This is a genomic window from Kitasatospora kazusensis (assembly GCF_039529945.1).
GTDB lineage: Bacteria > Actinomycetota > Actinomycetes > Streptomycetales > Streptomycetaceae > Kitasatospora > Kitasatospora kazusensis.
In genome coordinates this window covers 1-17,022 of the sequence record NZ_BAAANT010000062.1, presented here as the reverse complement: position 1 = coordinate 17,022, position 17,022 = coordinate 1, and the positions used below count along the sequence as shown (strand labels likewise).

General features: G+C 70.8%; 10 protein-coding genes and 1 pseudogene. 7 read left to right on the top strand and 4 right to left on the bottom strand.

Going from position 1 to position 17,022, the window contains the following annotated elements; all coding sequences use genetic code 11:
* Positions 1-81 precede the first annotated feature (81 nt).
* Complete coding sequence (locus ABD330_RS29885) at positions 82-510, top strand: allene oxide cyclase barrel-like domain-containing protein (protein WP_344469398.1); 429 nt, start codon at positions 82-84, stop codon at positions 508-510.
* A gap of 213 nt (positions 511-723) precedes the next feature.
* Here ABD330_RS29885 and ABD330_RS29880 read toward each other — a convergent pair whose 3' ends face one another.
* Positions 724-2,337, bottom strand: coding sequence for an MFS transporter (locus ABD330_RS29880; protein ID WP_344469396.1), 1,614 nt, complete (start codon positions 2,335-2,337; stop codon positions 724-726).
* 165 nt (positions 2,338-2,502) lie between these two features.
* On the opposite strand from ABD330_RS29880, the gene ABD330_RS29875 reads away from it, so the two are divergent.
* From ABD330_RS29875 to ABD330_RS29865, 3 genes are all read left to right on the top strand, one after another.
* A complete protein-coding gene (locus tag ABD330_RS29875; RefSeq protein WP_344469394.1) occupies positions 2,503-3,219 on the top strand; it encodes a TetR/AcrR family transcriptional regulator in 717 nt (238 codons plus the stop codon).
* Positions 3,220-3,540: 321 nt separating this feature from the next.
* Positions 3,541-4,716 (top strand): cytochrome P450, encoded by a 1,176-nt coding sequence (locus ABD330_RS29870; RefSeq protein ID WP_344469392.1) that lies wholly within the window; start codon positions 3,541-3,543, stop codon positions 4,714-4,716.
* Positions 4,713-4,931, top strand: coding sequence for a ferredoxin (locus ABD330_RS29865; protein WP_344469390.1), 219 nt, complete (start codon positions 4,713-4,715; stop codon positions 4,929-4,931). The genes ABD330_RS29870 and ABD330_RS29865 overlap by 4 nt, the downstream gene beginning before the upstream one ends.
* Positions 4,932-6,024: 1,093 nt before the next feature.
* Here ABD330_RS29865 and ABD330_RS29860 read toward each other — a convergent pair.
* Positions 6,025-6,933: pseudogene (locus ABD330_RS29860) on the bottom strand (ABC transporter ATP-binding protein); the annotation flags it as partial.
* A gap of 137 nt (positions 6,934-7,070) precedes the next feature.
* Entirely contained in the window at positions 7,071-9,962 is a 2,892-nt protein-coding gene (locus ABD330_RS29855) for a helix-turn-helix transcriptional regulator (RefSeq protein WP_344469388.1), read from the bottom strand.
* Positions 9,963-10,838: 876 nt separating this feature from the next.
* Here ABD330_RS29855 and ABD330_RS29850 point away from each other — a divergent pair.
* Positions 10,839-11,852 carry a threonine ammonia-lyase gene (locus tag ABD330_RS29850; protein ID WP_344469386.1) on the top strand — a complete coding sequence of 338 codons (1,014 nt, stop codon included), beginning with the start codon at positions 10,839-10,841 and terminating at the stop codon, positions 11,850-11,852.
* A 64-nt stretch (positions 11,853-11,916) separates the two neighbouring features.
* Positions 11,917-12,120: a DUF5988 family protein gene (locus ABD330_RS29845; protein ID WP_344469384.1), complete on the top strand. Its 204-nt coding sequence runs from the start codon at positions 11,917-11,919 to the stop codon at positions 12,118-12,120.
* A 162-nt stretch (positions 12,121-12,282) separates the two neighbouring features.
* Here the strand turns inward: ABD330_RS29845 and ABD330_RS29840 are convergent, their stop codons facing one another.
* Positions 12,283-13,113: a hypothetical protein gene (locus ABD330_RS29840; RefSeq protein ID WP_344469382.1), complete on the bottom strand. Its 831-nt coding sequence runs from the start codon at positions 13,111-13,113 to the stop codon at positions 12,283-12,285.
* Between the two features lie 309 nt (positions 13,114-13,422).
* Here ABD330_RS29840 and ABD330_RS29835 point away from each other — a divergent pair, with 309 nt between their 5' ends.
* Positions 13,423-16,473 (top strand): non-ribosomal peptide synthetase, encoded by a 3,051-nt coding sequence (locus tag ABD330_RS29835; RefSeq protein ID WP_344469380.1) that lies wholly within the window; start codon positions 13,423-13,425, stop codon positions 16,471-16,473.
* Positions 16,474-17,022 lie beyond the last annotated feature (549 nt).

The window sequence follows — 17,022 nt, the reverse complement described above, 5'->3', positions numbered from 1 at the left end:
TCGCTTAAGAACTGACCGCAAGACTCCCCCGTCGGCCGGGTCCCGGCCGACCACCGAAGGCTCGACTGCCAAGGAGACGCCATGTCCGGCGATGCGAACACCGAAATCAGCTTCAACGGCCTCAAGGAGATATCCCACATCGAGATGCACCTCCCCGAGAGCGGGAAGGAGGGCCCGGGGACGACGGTGACCTTCTACTGCGAGCTGCTCGACGCCGACGGCCGGCAGATCGGCAAGACCGTCGAGGGCTTCGGCCAGGTCTACCTGGACCCGGCCGACAAGCGCGTGAAGGAGTTGGTCACCGCGACCGACGAGCTCGCCGACGGCTCCATCTTCTGGACGGGCGTGATCGACATCGAGTCGATCATCAAGGGTGAGCCGCAGATCGCCCGGGCCTTCGGCACCAGCGGCCGCTACCGGGGCAAGGTCGGCACCCGCTCGCTCACCATCGTGGGCCGCGAGGACGCCACCACCACGGTCTTCACCACCGAGATCTCGCTGACCGACTGACAACCTGACGCGCCCGGGGTCGAGGGCCGGCGCGGTGGCCTGTGAAGGCTCCGCGACCGGCCCTCTGTCGTGTGCCGATACGCCGGGTGCAGACACGCCGGGTGCAGACACGCGGTGTGCGGACACGGTATGTGCGGAGATGCCGTGCGCCGGACACGGAGAAGGTGGTGGGCGCCCTTGGCGCCGACCACCTCGACCGGATCCGGGCAGGGCTCAGACCGACCGGCTCAGTGCCTCGTCCTCGGCCCGGACGTCGACCAGGGGCAGCTCCTCCCGCTCGACCCCCCGCTCCCCGTGGGCCTTGGGCAGGAGCAGGAGGACGAAGAAGGCACCCACCACCATCAGGACGGCCGTGGTGACCGCCGCCTGGCCCATGCCGTGGATGTAGGCATGGTCGGCCGCCTGGCTCAGCGCGCGCCCCGCCGCGCCGGGCAGCCCGGCCGCGACCACGTGGGCGGCCTCGACGCTGGACTTGGCCACGCTCCGGGCATCGCCGGGCAGGCCGGCCAGGGCCGCGCCGACCTTGCCGCGGTAGGCGCTGTTGAGCACGCTGCCCAGGATCGCCGAGCCGAGCGAGATCCCCATGCTCTGCATGGTCCTGGACAGGGCGTTGCCCACGCCGGCCTGACTGGGTGCCAGGGCTTCGAGGACGGTGTCCGCCGCGAGCGGCAGGCCGAGCCCGAGACCGAACCCGAAGACCACCAGGGCGAGCGCGACGATGCCGTACCCGCTGTCGGAGTGGATCATCGTGAACATCGCCAGGCCGGCGGCGCTCACCACCATGCCCACCGGGATGAGGATCTTCGCGCCGAGCAGCTTGGACAGTGCCGCCTCGCTGATCCCGGCGGCGACCAGCAGCGCGACGATCATCGGGAGCAGTCGCAGACCCGTCCCCTGCGCGTCGTTGCCCTGGATCACCTGCAGGAAGGGGCTGACCACGAAGAGGATGCCGGCCTGGGCGAAGCTGATCACCGCGAAGGCGATGGTGCCCCAGGTGAAGGTGCGGTTGGCGAAGATCCGCAGGTCCATCAGCGGCACGGCGGCCCGCCGCTGCCACAGGAGGAAGGCGGCGACGAAGACCAGGCCACCGATCAACGGCACGAGGGTCCGGCCGTCCCAGCCGTAGGTCGGCTGCTCGATGATGCCGTAGACGACACCCATCACGCCGATCGCCTGGAGCAGGGCGCCCGGCCAGTCCAGCCGGGTGGCGTCCGGGTCCTTGCTCTCCGGCACCAGGAGTGCGACGGCGATCAGGCTCACCAGCACCACCGGGGCGTTGATCAGGAAGATCGCTCCCCAGCTGAAGTTGGTCAGCAGCCAGCCGGCCACCAGCGGCCCGAGCGGCAGCCCGAGGACGGCGCCGATGGTGACTGCGGAGACCGCCTTGCGCCGGGTGGCCGAGTCGGGGAAGAGCGAGGGCAGGATCGCCATCACCATCGGCATGATGACCGCGGCGCCCGCGCCCATCACGGCGCGCATGACGATCAGCGAGTCGGCCGTGGTCACCTGGCTGGCCACGACCGAGGAGATCCCGAACACCACCAGACCGCCCAGCACCATCTTGCGGCGCCCGATCTTGTCGCCCAACTTCCCGATGGGCAGCAGCAGTCCGGCCCAGGCGAGGGTGTAGGCGGCCTGAATCCACTGGAGTTGGGTGGTGGAGGCGTGCAACGAGGCGGAGAGGGTGGGCAGTGCGGTGTAGAGGATGAAGCTGTCCAGGGCGACCGCCAGGACGGCGAGGGTGAGGGCGGCCAGCGCCCACCACCGCCCGGCGGATCGCGGTTCGTCGGCTGCACTGGCCCGCGGCACGGGCTTCGTCTTGGGCATCTGCTGACTCCGATTCAGGGAGCGGACGGCGGCTGGTCTCACTGGAGCCAGGTTATGACTCATTTTCAAAGTTAGTCAACCGCATTCACGGAGCGAAGGCATGTGACATCACGACCCCTGCTAAGATGTTGACCAAATTTGAAAGTTGGTTCTACAGTGGGAAATATGACCAATCCGAGCCGTCTCCCGGCTGGCTCCGGCGCGCGCCAGGTGCGCGCGGAGCGAATCCTCGACATCACCACCGACCTCCTGATGGCGCACGGGTACCGGAGGGTGACCATCGATGACGTCGCCGGCCGGGCCGGCGTCGGCAAGGGCACGGTGTACCTGCACTGGAAAACCCGTGAGGCCCTGTTCTGGGCGGTCCTCCAACGGGAGGCGCTACGGCTCTTCGACCACCTGCTGGACAGCCTGGCCAAGGAGTCGCAGACGGCGCTGCCGCACCGGCTGATGCGGACGATCTTCGTGGAGATCACCCACCGTCCGCTGGTGAAGGCGTTGCTGCTCTCCGATCCGCTGGTTCTCGGCAACCTGGCCGGCGACGAGACGGTCCGCTCGGCCCAGCAGGAGTTGGCGGAGAACGCCGACTACATGCTGCTGCTGAGCGAGCAGGGCGCGCTGCGGCCGGACCTGACCCCGGAGGCGGCCGGCTACATCCTGGTCAACGTCATCCGAGGCTTCCTGACGGCCGGCGAACTCGGCCAGGACGAAGGCCTGTCGCTGGAGCAGCGGGCGGACCTGCTGTCGGACGTGCTGCGGCGGTCGTTGGAGGCCGACACCCCGTTGTCCGGCAAGGCGCTGGCCGCGCTGAACACCCAGGTGATCGCGATGTTCGCCGAGATGGCCGACAGCCACCGCGAGCAGTTGCAGCGCTCCTACTGACCGGACCGCGCCGAGGAGTTCGGAATAGGGGTGCTTCTGGGGTGCCCTGGGGTTGTCCCGCTTGACCGCACGGACCAAGCTCGTCGCGGGACCACTCGCGAGTGCGCAACCGCCTCGCGGGCACGGACCGGCCCACGCCCACGTCGGCGTCGATGCCCCACCGTGCCGTCCAGGTATCCCACACCACTACTCGGCGCCCACCTCGCCAGGCACGGCCGGACCGCGCCGCTCGCAGGGGAACGCCACGACCAAGGGAGAACGTGACAGATGCCGGACACCACGACTGTCTCGGAGAGCACGTCCGCAACCCCCGCATTCCCCATGGCCCGTACCTGTCCGTACGCCCTCCCCGAGGGCTACACCGACCTGCGCGGGAAGGAGGCCCCGCTGCAGCGGGTGACCCTGTTCGACGGCACCGGGGCCTGGGTGGTCTCCGGCCACGCCGAGGCACGCAAGCTGCTGGCGGACAGCCGGCTCTCCTCGGACAAGCTCAACCCCGGCTTTCCGGCCATCAGCGTCGCGGAGAAGGCCCACCGGCCGTTCCGCACCATCACCGAGCTGGACCCGCCGGAGCACGACACGCACCGACGGATGCTGATCCCGGCCTTCACCGCCCGGCGGATCCAGGAGATGCGCCCGCTGGTCCAGAAGATCGTGGACGACTGCCTGGACGCGATCATCGAGAAGGGCCCGAGCGTCGATCTGGTCGCCGAGTTCGCCGTGCACGTCCCCTCGATGGTGATCTGCCACCTGCTCGACATCCCGTACGAGGACCACGAGTTCTTCCAGGCCATGACCCGGAAGATCACTCAGGAGCGCGGCACCCTGGACGAGGCCGGGATCAAGCAGGTGCTCGGGGAGACCTGGGGCTACCTGGACCGCCGGGTCACCGAACTGGAGAACGAGCCGGAGCAGGGCCTGCTCTCGCTGCTGGCGACCGAACGGGTCGCCTCCGGCACGCTGGAGCACCACGACCTGGTGGCCATGGCCCTGGTCCTGCTGGTCGCGGCGCAGGAGACCACCTCCTCGACCCTCGGCAGCGGGATCGTCACCCTGCTGGAGCACCCCGGGCAGCTGGCCCGTCTGCAGGCGGACCCCGCACTGTGGCCGAACGCCGTGGAGGAGCTGCTCCGCTTCACCTCGGTCGCCGACATGGGCACCCGCCGGGCCGCCAAGGAGGACATCGAGATCGGCGGCGTGGTGATCCGCGCGGGCGAGGGCGTCATCATCCCCAACCTGCTGGTCAACCGCGACCCGAAGGTCTTCGCGGACCCCGACACCTTCGACGTGGGACGCTCGGCCCGCACTCACCTGGCCTTCGGCCACGGCGTCCACAACTGCATCGGGCAGAACATGTCGCGCCTGGTGCTGGAGGTCGGCTTCCAGAGCCTCTTCACCCGGCTGCCCGGCCTGCGCCTGGCCGTCGCGGCCGAGGAGCTGGAGATGTCCCCGGCCGGCGGTGTGCAGACCCTGACCGCGCTTCCGGTCGCCTGGTGACCGGGAGCGGCGACGTCATGGACGTCAGCGTGGACCAGAGCCTGTGCCAGGGAGCGGCCCAGTGTGTCAGGTCCGCTCCGCAGATCTTCGATCAGGACGACGACGGACTGGTCGTCCTGCTCCGGCAACCCGGTTCCCCGGCGGAGCGGGCGGCCGCGCACGTCGCGGCCGTGCTCTGCCCCGCCGGGGTCATCACCAGCGGCGGACCCGCATAGCGGGCTCGCCGCTCCGAATCGGACGCGGTGCCCGGCCCGCCAACGCGCCGGGCACCGCGTCCCTTTCAGCCGCCGACCGGCTGAAAGGCAGCGGCCCGACCAGCTGATACCCCCTCAGCCGGTCGGGCCGTCCTGCTGTCCGACGTCCGGCGCGGCCCGGACCGACTCGCCGGTCCGGCCCGGCTCCTGGCTCCGGGCCGGACGTCTCGCATCCGCTCTCTCAGGCGTCCCGGGTCCGGAACGCGGCATACGCGGCGGCCAGCGTCGCACCGGTGGCGGCGCCCATCAGACCGAGCCCGGCCGCCGGGCCGAGCAGGGCGGGATCGCGGTGGACGGTCATCACCTGGGCGCCGGCCCGCGTCGGCCAGTACGTCGCCATCCAGCGCGGCAGCGGGCCCGGCAGCGCCGGTGACAAGGCCGGCACGATCAGCATTCCGCCGAACAGGGTGCTCGCGGCGCCCGAGGTGTTGCGCAGCAGGCTGCCCAGGCCCAGCCCGAGCAGTCCCGTGCTGGCCAGATACGCCCCACCGCCGAGCACGGCGCGCAACGCCGCCGGATCGCGCAGACCGGTGTGCGGTGCACCGTGGCGGGCGAGCATGGCCTGGCCGCCGAGGAAGCCGCCCGCGGTGGCCGCCAGGCCCACCGGGAGGGCCGCCCCGCCGAGCACCGCCGCCTTGGCCGCCAGCAGCCGACCGCGGTCGGGGACGGCGGTGAGGGTGCTCGTCAGGGTGCCGGTGCTGTACTCCGAGGTGATGGCCAGCGCGCCCAGCAGGCCGACGGTGACCTGCGCGACCAGGTGACCGCGCAGACTCACCTCTGTGGGGTCGAAGGCCAGCCGGTCGGCGGCGGACAGCCCGCCGTACTGCTCACCGACCGAGTTGCTGGTGAGCACGGCCAGCCCGGCCCCGGCGACCACCGTGCCGAGGGCGAGGTAGCGGCTGGACCGGGTGGTGCGCAGCTTCACCCACTCCGAGTGGACCAGGTCGCGGAAGGTGGGGGGCCCCTCGACGAAAGGCCGCCGTCCGCGCCACCGGGCGACGAGCCCGGGGCGGCGCGTCGGGGCGGGATCGGCTCGCGGCGCCTCGACGGGGGCCGGGCCGGCCGCCGGCCGCCGGTCGGAGCCGGCCGTCAGCTCCATGAACGCCTCCTCCAACGAACGTCGCCTGGTGGCAAGTTCATGGAGTTCCACGCCGGAGGCGGCGGCCAGTCCGCCGATCCTGGCGCTGTCCAGCCCGGTCACGTCGAGAGCTCCGTCCGCAAGGCGGCTGACCGTCGCCCCGGCGTCGGTCAGCTCACTGTCGAAGGTCTCCGCATGAGGGGTACGGACCACCACCGTGCCGTGGTGCGCGGTGGCGTCGACGAAGGCCTCCACGCTGGTGTCGGCCAGCAGTCGTCCCCCGCCGATGACCAGCAGGTGATCGGCCGTCAGGGCCATCTCCGCCATCAGATGACTGGACACCAGGACCGTGCGGCCCTCGGCGGCCAACTGCCGCATCAGGCCGCGGAACCAGACGATCCCTTCGGGGTCGAGACCGTTGAGCGGCTCGTCCAGCACCAGCACCGGCGGGTCACCGAGCAGCGCGGCGGCCAGGCCCAGGCGCTGCAGCATGCCCAGCGAGAAGTCTGCGGCGCGCCGGTGACCCGCGTGCCGCAGGCCCACCAGCTCCAGGACCTGGGGCACCCGCGCGGGGTCGATGCCGTTGCTGCGGCCCAGCACCGACAGGTGCTGGGCCGCTGTGCGGCTCGGGTGCACCGCGCGGGCGTCCAGCAGTGCGCCGACCTGGCGCAGCGGCGCCGGCAGGTCGGTGAAGGGCCGCCCGTCGAAGGTGACGGTCCCGGCGGTGGGGGCGTCGAGGCCCAGGACCATCCGCAGGGTCGTCGTCTTCCCCGCCCCGTTGGAGCCGAGGAAGCCGGTGACCTCCCCGGGGCGGACCGTGAACGTCAAGTCGTCGACGGCGGTCATCTCGCCGAAGCGCTTGCTGAGCCCACGAACCTCGATCATCGGACCTCCGTTGGATTCGCCATTCAGATGACCAGAATTGAAGTCTAGTCAATCACAGAGCGCCAACATCCGCACTGTTGACTATTTTTGAAATCTGGTCATATATTGTTGGCGAGTCGGCCCGGACGATGTCCGCGCTACCCGACCTCGCGGCGGCGATTCGGCTCGGCCTTGCCCCCGCAGGCGACCACGAGCTTCCCCACAGGCTCGGCGGGGAGCGCCTCGAGCAGCGAAACCTGCAGATCGGCGGGCAGGTCGGACCGCCGACCGACCTTCAGCTTGCGGTACACCCTGGTCAGGTGCTGCTCCACCGTGCTGACGGTGATGTAGAGCTTGTTGGCGATCTCCCGGTTGGTGAAGCCGAGCGAGGCCAACGCCGCGACCCGCAACTCGGCGTCGCTGAGCGCGGCGGAGCCGGTGCGTTCGGTCGCTCGCCCCTGCGCGCTGCCGCCCGCCGCGCCCGCCAGCGGGCGCAGTGTCTCGCGCAAGGTCTCGGCCTCGCACTCCCCGGCCAGCCGCAGTGCCTGGTTCGCCGGGGTCCGGGACCGGTCCGACCCCCCGAGCGAGCGGTAAGCCAAGCCCAACTCGGCTACTGCATAGGCGAGTTCCAGTTGGTCTCCGGCGGCCTGGAGGTTGGCGACAGCCTCCCTGAGCAGCGCGGGGCGCCGGTGCGGCCCGCCGGCCTGGGCGAGCGTGCGCAGCGTGATGCCGCGGCTGCGGGAGTACTCGTCGCCCACCTTCCGCAGCTGCTCCTCGGCCAGCCGCTCGGCCTGTTCGCGCTCGCCCAGGCGCAGCAGGGCCGTTGCCGCCGCCGAGCGCCAAGGGACCAGGGCGGGCTGGTCGACGCCCCACCGGCCCACCAGATCGCCGCAGGTGAGGAAGTCGGCGACGGCCGAGTCCAAGCACTCGACGGCGAGGTAGTGCTGCCCGCGCGCATACCGGTAGTGCAGGCCGTACCGGGTCTCGAGCATGCCGGCCGGGATCGGATGGCTCAGCAGTTCCGCGGCCTCGTCGTGTTTGTCCAGCGCGGTCTTGGCGAGCACCAGACTCGCCAGCGGGGCGCCGACCGCCGTTCCCCAGCTGCGCGGCGTGAGCCGGTGCAACGCGATCTGGCCGTGGTGTTCGGCCGCCGCCGCGTCGCCTTGCCTGATCGCGATCTCGGCCCGGACCGCGGACAGCGTCGCGACCCAGGTGGGTATCCGCCGGGCCGACGCCTCCTCGAGCAGCGGATCGCACCAGGCGGCCGCCCGGCCCGGCCGGTCCGCGTAGACCAGCGCGAGCAGCGCCGCTTCGATCGGCTCCAGGCTGCTGTCGTCGAGGACGGTGGCCTGCAGGATCTGCTCGGCCCGGCCGACCGCCATCTTGTCCCCGCCATCGGTGAGCACGGCGTCCAGCAGGCTCGCCGCGCGCGACTCCAGGCTCGACAGGCGCGCGCGGGCCTTCCCCGCTGTCGGTAAGGGACCGAGACGGTCCAGCAGTTCCGGGTACGAGGTCCGCAGCCAGTGGGCCAGGGCGCTCAGCTCGGCGGCGATCTCCAACCTGTGCTCACCGCCCCGGCCGAGGTGCCGCAGGGCTTCCGCCGCCTCGTCGAGCCGCCCGTGCCACAGCATGGACTTCACCACCACGATCGTCTGCCGGTCCGACAGCCGGCCGTCGCGCAGAGCCGCGGCGAGCGTCCCCAGATGCCGGGCCGACAGCGCCGGGTTGACCCGCCACTCGGCCTGGACCAGGAGCATCACCGTCGCGAGGCGCTCCTCCTCGCTCCCGGCCACGCGGCCGGCCAGCTCCAGGAAGCCGATGGCGAGCTCGGCCCGGTCGTCGCGGAGCGCCTGTCCGGCCGCCGCCCGCAGGATCTCCGGCACCCACGGATCGTCGAGGGGGCCCGCCGCGAGCAGGTGGTGGGCGATGCCGGTCGCCGAGGCGCCCGTGGTGTGCAGCAGGCGGGCCGCGGACCGGTGCAGCTCGGCGCGGCGTTCGACGGGCAGGTCGCTCAGCACGGCAGCCCGCGCCCCCGGGTGGCGGAAGCCGCCGAAGGTGACAAAGCCGGCGGTCGTCAGGGCCTCGATGACCTGGGCGGTGCGGCGGGCGTCGAGGTCGAGCAGCCGCTCCACCATCTCCGGTGAGCCGAGCGTGTCCAGCACCGCCAGCGCGCGGGCGACCTCCACCATGGTCGGACTGCTGCGGTGCAGGCAGGCCAGCACGGCCTGGCCGAAGGCGGCGCCCACCTCGAGCGCACCGTCCGGGCTCTCGGCGCCGGTGACCTTCCCGGCCATCTGGCCGTCGTCCAGCAGCGCCCGGACCAGCAGCGGATTCCCGCCGCTCACGGCGTGGTACCGGGCGGCCCAGACGCGAGAGCGGTCCTGGCCCAGCTCCGGAGCGAGCATGCGCTCCACACCGCCGACCGAGAGCGGGCCGAGCCTGATCCGGCGGAAGCCCGGCTGGCGCAGCAGCTCGACCCGGAAGAGCGGGTTGCGGCACTGCTTGTGCTCGGACTCGTTGAGCACGAAGACCACCCTGGCGTACCGCAGTCGCTGCATCAGGTACAGCAGGCAGTCCAGCGAGGCCGCGTCCGCGTCCGGCATGTCATCGACCGCGATCACCACGGGGTGGGCGGCCGCCACTCGCACGAGCCCCGCGCAGAGGCTGTCCAGGTCCGGGACCTCGGCCAGGCCGTCGCCCGTCGTCCGAGCCTCCGCCGGTGGCGTCAGGGTGTCGGAAGCAGCATCGGCCAGCACGGTCCCCAGCAGGGAGGAGCCTGATCCGACGCCCGGCGGAGAGGTCTGCGCCGAGCGGACCAATTGGTTGAACACACCCATCGGCACCGCACGTGCACTGTCCGAGGCCATGGCCGTCAGCACCACCGCGCCCTGGTCCGTGGCGCTCTCGACAAATGCGTGCAGTAGCTCGGTCTTACCACTTCCGACGGCTCCGCTGACCAGAGCGACCTGGCACCTGCCCAGCATGCCGGCCCGAAGTAAGCCGTCTAACGAAGCGAGCTCGTTTCCGCGCTCGACAAGCGTGATCGTCACTGTTCCCCCTAAGTCACCGATCAACTGGAACCAGCCCGCCGCGCCGGTCCCCGTGCTGTACGAAAATCCCGCCCTCACCAGCGGCCGCTATGGCTCCCCGTGGCGGTACCGTCCGGTTCTCGGCCGAATCTCTCCCCAATGCGGCGGACCATCGTCCGCATACCGAATGGACCCCGAACGCTCACTGAGGATCTGCCACTCAGCGTCCCGGGTTCTCCCTGTCCGGACTCGGGCGCCCCGCCGAACGACACGGCCCGGGCGGTTGGTTGGTGTGATGAGCTGCGAGGCCGCCGACCGGCCCCGGTGGGCACCCACGCCGCCGACCGGCGCGAGAGCTGTTCCTCTTGATCCACCGCGGCCGAGGGACACCGGTTCCGGGCCCGTCGACACGCTGGGCATCGTGCCTCCTCAAGGCAACCAGGTCCGGCACTTCACGGTCAGTATCAATACGAATGTATGACTGGTCGTGAAAAATAGTCAACCACGTATCGAGGCCCGGAAGCGGCCCGAGTGGTTCCGGACGTCGGGTCCGGGTGCGCCGGGGTTCCGACGGCAGGACAGAAGATCCGCCTCCAACTGGGATGACCACCGTTTTGTCCGAGCGGGATGATCACGTACGGCGGGTGCGCCCCTTCCGTACGGGAGCGTACCGACCGGCGGGACGGATCGGACCGGACACCGGCCGGCCGCCCCGGACCGGCGCACTCACCCGAGATTCAGGACGAAGCCCGGGCTTGGACGGGCTTTAGACCGGCTGCCCATCCTCAATCCGTGCCACAGGGCTCCGTGCTACGTCCAGGCCGGCCGCGCCCGGACACCCAGGGCTCACCACGTGGTCACAACCCGGCCCAGCCTGTGCGAGCGAATTGAGGTCCCATGCCTGAGATCAACGCGAGCGTCGCCGTTGCCGATCTGCTGCTGACCCGCAGCGATGTGCTCGATGCCAAGGAGCGGCTGGCCGGACGCGTGCGGCGGACGCCGGTGGTGCGCAGCGAGGATCTGGACCGCCGGGCCGGGGCCCAGCTGTGGCTGAAGGCCGAGAACCTGCAGCGCGGCGGGTCGTTCAAGCTGCGCGGCGCGCTGCTCGCGGTCGAGCGGCTGGCCGCCGCCGGCAGCGTGGGCGTGGTGGCGCAGAGTACCGGGAACCACGCCATCGCGGTTGCCCTGGCTGCCCGCGAACTGGGCATCCCCGCCGCCCTGGTGCTGCCCGAGGACGCCGCGCCGACCAAGATCCGCCGGATCCGCGAGGCCGGCGCGGAGGTGGTGCTGGCCGGCACCGTGCTGGCCGAGCGCATCGCGGTCGTCGAGGACCTCCGGGTCATCCGCGGCTACGACGTGGTGGACCCGTACCAGAACCCCGACGTCGTCGCGGGCCAGGGCACGGCCACCGCGGAACTGCTCGATCAGGTACGAGCCGAGGGCCGCCGGCTGGACGCGGTGGTGGTTCCGGTCGGCGGTGGCAGCGCGGTGGCCGGGGCCTGCCTGGCGGCCGCCGGGGAGCATGTGGCCGTGGTCGCGGCCGAGCCGTCGGCCGTGCCCGCGCTCACCGAGGCACTGCGCAGCGGTCAGCCGGTCAACGTCCCCGTAAGACCGACCATCGCCGACGGGCTGCGCCCGGACCGGATCGGCCGGCTCCCCTTCGACACCTGCCGTGAGGCACTGGCCGAGGTGCTGACGGTCGACGAGGCGGAGATCGCCGAGTCGATGTGCGTGGCGCTGACGCACGCCCGTCTGCTCATCGAGCCGGCCGCCGCGACCGCGCTGGCGGCGGCACTGCGGCTCGCGGTCGCTCCCCGCTGGCAGGGACGCAACATCGGGGTACTGCTCTCCGGCGGCAACGTCGAGGAGAGCCTCGTGGCCGCCCTGCTGACCGAGTACGCCGCCCAGTAGGGCCGGCCCGCGACGGCCGGTCGTCCATCCGTGCAGTTCACCAGACTGGAGGTTCCCCGTGGCCATGTTCAAGGCTGTTTTGGTCGGCGGCCCCGTCGCCATCAGCGACGAGGACCGGGTACGGCACACCAACTCGCTCAGCGAAGCCATCAAGTACCACCGTTACGGCGGCTACGAGCACTTCCGCCACACCGGCGCTTTCGTCTCCGTCAACGGCGAGCCGGCCGCGGTCTTCGCGTGGACGGCCCGGACCGCCGTCGCGGAATGATCCGGCTCGCGTGAACAACCGTCAACAGTGTGGCCCGGCCGACGCAATCGGCCGGGCCACACTGTTGACGGCGCACCTTTTTCAAGACGGGCAATCGGATTCAGGACAAGCAATCGGGCCCCGGTCGATTTCTCGACCAGGGCCCGGCCACGGCATTCCTGACTACCCGTTCAGCAATTCGGATACCGCCTCGGCCAGCCCCTTGTCGGCCAGCATGGAACCGTGCTCGACGTCGATCTCGATCTCCCGCGCGACCGCGAGCCGATCGCCCCCGACACCGGAGGCCCGCATGGCCCGCAATCCGCTCAACGGGCTGGCCGAACTGAACGCCACCGCACTGCGCCAACGGTCGAGCGGGTCGATATCGCTGGCCGCGGCGAGATAGCACAGGAAGGACTCGAAAACGGAGAACAGTTCCTCGCGCCGCGCCTCGTCCAGCCCGACCCGGGTGAATGCCGGCTCGCCGATCTCCCGGATCAGCCGGATCAGCCCGTCCTTCAGCGGACCGATCTCCGGGGTCCGGTTGTGCAGCTGCAGCCCGGCCTCCCGGGCCGTGGCGACATCCTCGTCGGAAATCACCGAGGACATGAATCCGACCACCTTGTGGTACTGCCACATCAGCGTCTGCGAGACCGAGACCTCAGGGTCGAAGATCACCAGCAGCGGCTCGGCCTGCTGCCAGCTCGCGATCCGCTCGGCCAGCGCGGCCGCGTAGACCGAGCCGGCGCAGAAGCCCAGCAGCGCCTTGATCTGCGGGCGCTCCGCCTCCAGCCGCTGCGCCCAGCAGTCGACGTAGCCGGCCCCACTCCGCGCGTACTCGCTCCCGGCGGCCGGCGGTACGGTCTCCCAGACGGCGAGGTCCGTCCGCAGATTGGCCACCAGATCGGAAAAGCGCGCCTCCGGGCGGCCAGTGGTGTCGAAATCCACCGCGAGGACAATCCCGCCGGACCCACCGCCTTCCACCAGAGTCTTCCACGAACCGGACTCCGCCATCACCACTCCTTGCTCGTGAGCCAATTATCCTGTCGGAATCATAAAGTCCAGGAAATCCACCGCTCATCCCCCTAGCACCCCTAATGAACCCCTTATCACGCCCGGCAGCCGAAGAATGTCGACCGTTTGCCGACTAGGGGTACCGGCCTGGAACGACCTCCTTGTAGGGTCGGCCTGAAATACGTCAGATCCTGGAATTACGCTCACGCCCGTCCTTCAAGGGAGGACCCCATGGGACCCGCAGCGAAATCCGGCACCGCCGGCCGATCCACGCGTGATCTTTCCGCGGCGACACGCAAAGAGGAAGCCATGTGGCTTCTGGAGCGGCTGGTCCCGGACGCCGCCGCCAACAACCTGTCGTTGGCGTTCCAGGTCGACGGCAAGCTCGACGCCGCCGCCCTGCAGTCGAGTCTGGACGTCCTGTTCCGCCGCCACGAGGTGCTCCGGACGGTCTATTTCAGCTCCGGTGCCGAGCTGATGAAGGCGGTGGTCCCGGAGGCCGATTTCGCGGTCCGGATCGAGGAATTCGACGAGTTCACGCCGGCCGCCGAGGACATCGAGCGGGCGCTGCGCCCGTTCGTCACCCGGCGGTTCGCCTTCGACGGCCGATCGCTCGTCCGCGCCGGGCTCTTCCACCACCCCGACGGGCAGGTGGTCTGCCTGGCCTTCCACCACCTGGTCTACGACATCATCTCGGGGACCACGCTGTTCCAGGAGCTGATGGCGGCCTACGAACGGATCGTCAACGGCCAGGACGTGCCCGCCGAGCTGCTCACCCCGGTCCCGACCTTCCACGAGCCCGAGCCGACAGCCGAGAGCCTCGCCTTCTGGCGGGATCGGCTGGGGGACTTCGACCCGGAGACGCTCGACCTCGCCTGTGGTGCCCCGGACGGCGCCGACCCGACCCTGAAGGGCGATCAGGTCAGCTACCAGCTCTCCGCCGAGGCCCGGGCAGCGGTCGCCCGCCTGCAGCGTGAAGCGCGCGCGCCGGAGGCCGTGATCCTGCTCGCCGCCTACTACGTGTTGCTCGCCGCGCACGGCGCGGGCCCCGACATCACCGTGGGATCGCCGGTGAGCGTACGCCCGAAGGAGGCCCCGGGGACGGTCGGGCACCACACCAACGTGCTCCCGCTGCGGGTCGCGGTCGACCCGGCGGAGGGTTTCCGTGGCCTGGTACGGCGGGCCCGCGACACCTACTTCGACGCCCTGACCCACGCGGACGTCCCCGTGGACAGCATCTCCGACCTGGTCCCCCGGGCCGGTTCCTCCTGGCGCAACCGGCTCTGCCGGCACCTGTTCAACTACTTCCCGCAACTGGGGCTGACCACCGGCCTCGAGGTGAACGGACTGCGGGCCAGCCCGCTCGTGGTGGAGAACGGCTACAGCAAGTTCGACCTGGAGTTCTTCCTCGCCTCCTCCGACACGGGCATCCAGATCATCGCCCGGTACGGGACGGACAAGCTGGAGGAGGCCGACGTCGAGGCACTGCTGCTCCGGTACGACGCCCTGCTGGTGTCCTGCGGCGCCGACTCGAACCTGCCCATCGGCCGGATCGCCGTCTGGAGCGAGCAGGACCGGGCCGTGATCGAGGCGGCGAACGACACCGCGATGCGGTTCGAGCCGGCCGACGTCCCCGCAGCCGTCCATGCCCACGTCCTCGCCACACCGGACGCGGTCGCGATGGAGCACGGCGATCGCACGGTCAGCTACCGCGAGCTGTGGGACGCCGCGCTCGACAACCGCGACGCCCTGGCCGAGGCGGGCGTCGTGGCGGGCGACATCGTCGCCATCGCGGCGGCCAGGTCCCCCGAGCTCACCGCCGCCGTGCTCGGCGTCTGGCTGGCCAGGGCCGCCTACCTGCCGGTCGACCCGGAGCACCCGGCCCAGCGAGTGGCCTACCTGCTGACGGACTCCGACGCAAAGGTGATCTTCACCGACCGCGAACTGCCTCTGCCCGCAGACCGCGTGATGGCGCGCCTGGAGCCGGCCCGGGTCGGCGCGGCCTCCGCCGGGCGGACCCGGGAGGACCTCCCACCGGTGATCGACCCGGCCTCGGCCGCCTACCTGATCTACACCTCGGGGTCCAGTGGCCGCCCCAAGGGAGCGCTGCTCCCGCACCGCGCGGTCGCCAACGTCGCAGCCGACTACACCGTGCGGATGCGGGCCACCGCGGACGACGCAACGCTGTGGATGACCACCTTCGCCTTCGACATGGCCAACCTGGAGCACTACGTCCCGCTCTACTCGGGCGGGCGCATCGTGATCGCACCGGACGAGGCCCGGGTGGACGGCCGGGTCCTGCTCGACCTGCTCAAGCGCCACCAGCCGGGGATCATCCAGGCCACACCGACCACCTGGCGGCTGGTCCTGGACCACGTGGCCGATCAGCTGGACGGCCGGCGAGTGGTGATCGGGGCCGAACCACTGCCGGTGCCGCTGGCCGAGCGGCTGCTGGCGACCGGGTGCGAGCTGCACCACGCCTACGGACCCACCGAGACCACCACCTGGTGCACCTGGGGCATCCTGGACCGCGAACTGGGCGACCGGCCGCACATCGGCAAGCCGATCTGGAACGTCCAGGTCATGGTGGTCGCCCCGGACGGCCGCGAGCTGCCGGTGGGCGTGCGCGGCGAACTGTGGATCGCCGGGGACGGTGTCGCACTCGGCTACCACAAGCGTCCCGAGCTGAACGCGTCCCGGTTCGGCGAACACCCCAGGTACGGGCGCTACTACCGCAGCGGTGACGTGGGCCGGTGGCGTGCGGACGGCAATCTGGAGGTGTCCGGCCGCTCTGACCGCCAGGTCAAGCTGCGCGGCAACCGGATCGAGCTGGGTGAGGTCGAGGCCGCCGTGCTCGGCCACCCGCAGGTGCGGGCCGCCGCGGCGATCGTGGTCGGAGACCGCAGCGCCGATGGCCGGCTGGTCGTCTTCGTCGAGTCCGCCGCCGGCCCCGACATCGTGGACGGGCTCTGGCAGCACGCCCGCACCGAACTGCCCAACTCCGCCATCCCACAGGACTTCATCGTGGTCGACGCACTGCCGACCAACGCCAACGAGAAGGTCGACTACCTCGCCCTGGAGGCCGTCGCCGCCTCCGGCAAGGGCTCCGAGAGCGCGGCCGCCGAGGAACAGGAGCCGGCCGACGAACTGGTGCGGACGGTCATCGAGCTGTACCGCGAACTGTTGGGCCGCGACGACGTGTCGGCCCAGAGCAACTTCTTCACGCACGGCGGCCATTCGCTGCTCGGCGCCCAACTGCTGCAGAAGCTCGAAGAGATCACCAAGGTCACGGTGAAGCTGGCCGACCTGTTCTCCGCCCCGACCCCGGCGGCGCTGGCCGCGCACATCCGCACCGGCTGAGCACCACGGCGCTCGACAGCACGTCGGCCTGGACGACCCGAGGGGTTGTCCAGGCCGACGTCGTTCGGCCGGGGCGGCCTCCGACCTCGCTGATCCGAGCACCCCTAATCGCCCTGCGTGATCCCGACTCGTCGGGAGGCTACCGGCGGCGACGCGCCGCGGGGCCCCTACTCGTACCCCGACCCGCACGGCCGGGCCGGCTGCCGGTAGGCCCCCCTACGGGGAGAACCTCAGGTTTTCCTCAAGCGCGGCTAGGGGCGCAGTTGGGGTACCGGAAGATCCGGTGAGCTCCTTAGACTCACATTGTTCTCGTTGCGCACCGCCCGGCTGACACAGCGGCCGGTGCCGCTGGACAGGATCGTTCTTCCCCATTCCCCGCGTTCCGACAAGCGTCGATGTGCAATCGCGATGGCCTTCCATCATGTTGAGGGAGCAGAAGATGACGTCCGTTCCTAATACTCCAGCCGTAGATCGTGATCTTCATGCCTGATTCGCGGCTTGTCGGCTGTAATGACTGGCCTGGGCGCGGGCTTGGTGACGGCGGCGCCA

Excerpts from the sequence above, each read along its gene's own strand:
- ABD330_RS29885 (WP_344469398.1), top strand. The coding sequence starts at position 82 with ATGTCCGGCGATGCGAACACCGAAATCAGCTTCAACGGCCTCAAGGAG.
- ABD330_RS29880 (WP_344469396.1), bottom strand. The coding sequence starts at position 2,337 with ATGCCCAAGACGAAGCCCGTGCCGCGGGCCAGTGCAGCCGACGAACCG.
- ABD330_RS29875 (WP_344469394.1), top strand. The coding sequence starts at position 2,503 with ATGACCAATCCGAGCCGTCTCCCGGCTGGCTCCGGCGCGCGCCAGGTG.
- ABD330_RS29870 (WP_344469392.1), top strand. The coding sequence starts at position 3,541 with ATGGCCCGTACCTGTCCGTACGCCCTCCCCGAGGGCTACACCGACCTG.
- ABD330_RS29850 (WP_344469386.1), top strand. The coding sequence starts at position 10,839 with ATGCCTGAGATCAACGCGAGCGTCGCCGTTGCCGATCTGCTGCTGACC.
- ABD330_RS29845 (WP_344469384.1), top strand. The coding sequence starts at position 11,917 with ATGTTCAAGGCTGTTTTGGTCGGCGGCCCCGTCGCCATCAGCGACGAG.
- ABD330_RS29840 (WP_344469382.1), bottom strand. The coding sequence starts at position 13,113 with ATGGCGGAGTCCGGTTCGTGGAAGACTCTGGTGGAAGGCGGTGGGTCC.
- ABD330_RS29835 (WP_344469380.1), top strand. The coding sequence starts at position 13,423 with ATGTGGCTTCTGGAGCGGCTGGTCCCGGACGCCGCCGCCAACAACCTG.